We start from the raw sequence: 4,076 nt of genomic DNA, 5'->3' as shown, positions 1-4,076 counted from the left end.
TAATTTCTGTGGTAACTAACCGATAATCGCCCAATCGTAACGTTGCCTGCCGGTCCCGGCCAAACGCTTGAATTCGTTCTGCGGTTACTGGTAACACTGGCGCATCCATCACCGGACTCTTAATCGCTTCCGGCCGAATACCAACGGTCACTGCCGTTGCTGGCAACACCAGATGTTCACGCAAGGCAGTCGCTGGTACTTCATTAATCACCGGTTCCCCAATAAAGCGGGCCACAAATTGATTCTGCGGATTCTGGTACAACGATTGTGGCGAATCAAATTGCTGAATAACACCATCATTCAAGACCATGATTTTATCAGCCACGTGCATCGCTTCGCTTTGGTCGTGCGTGACAAAAATCGTCGTAACCCCCGTCGCTTGTTGAATACGTCGAATTTCTTCACGCATTTCAACACGTAAACGGGCATCTAAATTAGATAACGGTTCATCCAACAGCAACACACTCGGATTTTTTGCCAAAGCGCGGGCAATGGCGACACGTTGTTGTTGACCACCAGATAAAGCACCCGGTTTCTTATTTAGTTGATCATCCACTCGTACTAATTTTGCCAAAGCGCGAGCGCGTTCATTGCGAACGTCTTTCGTCACTTTTGCCATCTTCATTGGGAAGACAATATTTTCCAACACGGTCATGTGCGGGTATAACGCATAATTCTGAAAAACCATCCCCACGCCACGTTGCAGAGCATCTTTTTCAGTAACCTCATCATCCCCGAAAAAGATTTTTCCTGTTGTTGCTCGCAGTAGACCCGACACCAAATTCAAAGTTGTTGATTTTCCGCCACCACTCGGCCCCAACAAAGCAATCAATTCGCCATCCGGCAATTCAAAATCCATATCATGTAGCACTTCAACGCCGTTGTTGTATGTCAGCGTTACATGTTCAAACCTCACATTCACGATTGTTCCCCCATATCTCAACAAAAAATCTTAGTAATGGCTCTGGTGCATCCTGCCAAAAGCCGAAAAGTAACTCTCCGTTAGTATTTATGTCGATATCATACCTTTCCGTTATCATTTACGTCAATATCCTAATTGACGTTAAACGTTTTAACAAAAACAAATCTTTTAATTATTAATCAGCTTTGGCAAAATCGTCCTATCCCTGCCACACTTATTAGACTAGTCGTCCAACATTTAGGCTTGATTGTGATTACTTTTTAATTCGGTATGCATTTCGTAAATAGTCACTTTACAAAGTTCATTTGTCCGCCACACAAAAAACCGCCTAGAAAAATTTTCTAAGCGGTTTTTCTATCTATAAAAGACACGTTTTACTAGTTGCAATAACGTTTCTATTTACCCCACAAGAAATTAATCATTTCCCGATTAACAACTTGGTTATTCTCGTGTAATTTACTATGTTGTGCATTTGGCCCAACAATTTCTTTCTCACGATACGATTTTGGCCGATTTCCTAACAGATAACGCAACGACTTCGCTGACGTTGTCGTGACACGTCCATCTGAGTGGCTACCATTATGTAAATCACCATACATATTCAAAACCGCCACTTGTTGATCAGGATAATTATCCCGATGTGCCAATAACCATTCATAATATGACACCATTTTCGTTGGCTTGCCTTGCGCATCTAATGTATTATTGGCAACTTCTTTATTCAAACCAAGAATACCATCAAAATGACCCGCAATGTTCACTTGTTTGCGCAGTTGCGGTAATGATTTATCCTGACCATACGTCATTTCATACGTCAGCAACCCCAAATTCCCCATCGAATGGGCGACCGCATTAAACGACTTAATTCCATAGCGCTGTTGCAAGGCTACAATGACGTGTTTGATCCATTTCGCATCCGTGTGAAAATCTGCATTACGATTGTCCGAAAAAACAACTTGAACCATTGGATTGTACTTATTCTTATCCCAATGGCCCGACAACTTCACTTGACCATCCTTCGTAACCCGCGCCGTTAACATTTTCTTTGCCGCACCTGCTTTTTCCGCTGCACGGACCAAGTCTTTCGTCGAATTCAAAGTGCCACCATACCCGTGAATGAAGAGTGTTGGCACATTAGAATAGGTATACTTTGCTGTATCACGCTTCAATTTCAGCGACTGATGTAGCCCAAATGCAACGCCAACTATCGCCACTAACGCAATGATTGTACTCATCCATTTTTTCATTTGGCATCCCCCTTAGCATCAGTTTACTACTTAACCCATAAACTGCGAGGAACTGCATCCAAAATGGCCATTTTAGACGTTCGTATTGTTGTGCTTTGCCAAAATATTCTGTGCATTATCCGCTGTATTTTGCGCATCTTGTTCAGCCGCCCGTAATTGATTACGTAAATCGTCAACTTCTGATGATAGCGAACTAATTTGCGCGTGTGATGCATGTTGCAAATCATTATATTGATTCGTGACGTTCGTCAATTGGTTCTGCAAATTACCCAATTGCCCATTTAAACTGCCAACCTGCGCACTTAAACGATCAACTTCTTGTTGCTTCAATTCAACTTGACGGTTACCATCCGCAATTTTCTGTTGAATTTCTTTTATCTTTTCATCCAATTGACCACGTAAGCTATCATTTTCAGTTTTAGCCTGATTCAATTGACTCGTTAATGCCGTCACGGCTTGTTGTGCTGCCGACAAATCTTGTTGTGCCGTCGCTAACTTCGCATTCGCAGCGTCACGTTGTTGCGTCAACGTCGCAATCGTTGCATCCGCATCCTTCAAGTCCGCTTTAAGTTGCTTTACCTGATTCTCACGGTTCGTCAACATACCATCCAATTGGCCAAGCACCTGATTAACCGTATTCATATTAGTTGCACCATTCCAACCGGAAACCGCAGCCGAAGCCGCTACGGCAGCTGAAGCCGACACCCCAACTACCAATAACCCCAACACCCACTTTGACTTACACACTGCCATAATCTTTTCTAACATCCCTACTTCATTCCTTCCATTTTTTAACCGACATTTATGCGCCACGTTAATCATACTTATGTATACTAATTCGCTTAATAACATATACTTAACCGCTCGTTAAAAAATAGTTATTCTCAAATTAAAAAGCCCGGTTCTCACCGAGCTTTCTATGTAGATTATTAGGCTAAGAAATTCGCCAACAACATTGGTAACATTGCTGACGGCGTAGGAAAGGCATAAATCGTCTTATTCAAGTCCGCCTTCGTGTACTTATGGTTGATAATTGGCACCAACGTATTCACAAGTTCTGGCGCTGCATCCCCAATCAACGCGGCCCCGACCAACTGTTTTTGCTGATTCAACACAATCTTCACTTTGGCTTCCGTGTCATGATGGCTGGCAAACATCCCCAATTGCGCAAAGTTAATATCATAGACATTATACTCATCCGAGTCAGCCGCTTCAGCAGTTGATACCCCAATTTGCGCCATCCGTGGCAACGTAAACGTCACTGATGGTACTGCTGGATATGCAATCGCTGCGGTTGTCTGACCTAACAAAACATCCGCAATATACAATGACTCAAATGTGGCCGTTGGCGTCAAACGTGGTGTTGTCTTCGCAACGACATCACCACTGGCGTAAATATGCGCCACCGTGGTTTGCATGTGATCATTCACAATGACACCGCCACGATTGGTCTCAACACCAATTGACGCTAAATTCATATCGTCGGTATTGGATACGCGGCCAGTTGTATCAAAGACCATGTCCGCTTGGAATGTGTTGCCTTGTGCCGTTTTCACGCTGAAAACATCACCGTCTTGTGAAATCTGTTCAACTGCATTATTAAAAGCAAACTTAATGCCTTTAGCTGTCATCAACTCAACTACTCGGTTGGTGTAGTCTGCATCAAAATTAGCCAATGCCCGGTCAGCATATTCAACAATCGTAACATCGCTACCGGCAGCTTGCGCAATTGACGCAAACTCCATTCCGATAAAGCCAGCTCCAATCATAATCATTGACTTAGGCATTTCTGGCAAATCTAAGAAATCCTTGCTGTCATGCGTTAATTCCGTACCCGTAACTGGCAACTTAGCTGGGCGTTGCCCCATTGCCAACACAAAATTATCAGCCGTGTACGTGTCGTCATT

Annotated in this window: 4 protein-coding genes; all 4 read right to left on the bottom strand. The window is 43.4% G+C overall.

The genetic code is table 11. The features are described from left to right. Nucleotides 1-922 (bottom strand): ABC transporter ATP-binding protein (locus WEIDD23_RS04870; protein WP_062358808.1); only part of this gene is annotated, 922 nt, incomplete at its 3' end. A gap of 395 nt (nt 923-1,317) precedes the next feature. After that, nucleotides 1,318-2,169 (bottom strand): alpha/beta hydrolase, encoded by an 852-nt coding sequence (locus WEIDD23_RS04865; RefSeq protein ID WP_010375172.1) that lies wholly within the window; start codon nt 2,167-2,169, stop codon nt 1,318-1,320. 72 nt (nt 2,170-2,241) lie between these two features. Beyond that, nucleotides 2,242-2,937 (bottom strand): hypothetical protein, encoded by a 696-nt coding sequence (locus WEIDD23_RS04860; RefSeq protein ID WP_010375174.1) that lies wholly within the window; start codon nt 2,935-2,937, stop codon nt 2,242-2,244. Between the two features lie 161 nt (nt 2,938-3,098). Beyond that, nucleotides 3,099-4,076: FAD-dependent oxidoreductase (locus tag WEIDD23_RS04855; RefSeq protein WP_242865431.1), on the bottom strand; the 978-nt coding region annotated here is incomplete at its 5' end.

Source organism: Weissella sp. DD23, from assembly GCF_001579105.1.
Lineage (GTDB): Bacteria > Bacillota > Bacilli > Lactobacillales > Lactobacillaceae > Weissella > Weissella cibaria.
This window is presented reverse-complemented; position numbering and strand designations above follow the sequence as displayed.

What these genes read in the sequence shown, in the direction of transcription:
- WEIDD23_RS04865 (WP_010375172.1), bottom strand. Translation starts at nt 2,169, where the DNA reads ATGAAAAAATGGATGAGTACAATCATTGCGTTAGTGGCGATAGTTGGC.
- WEIDD23_RS04860 (WP_010375174.1), bottom strand. Translation starts at nt 2,937, where the DNA reads ATGTTAGAAAAGATTATGGCAGTGTGTAAGTCAAAGTGGGTGTTGGGG.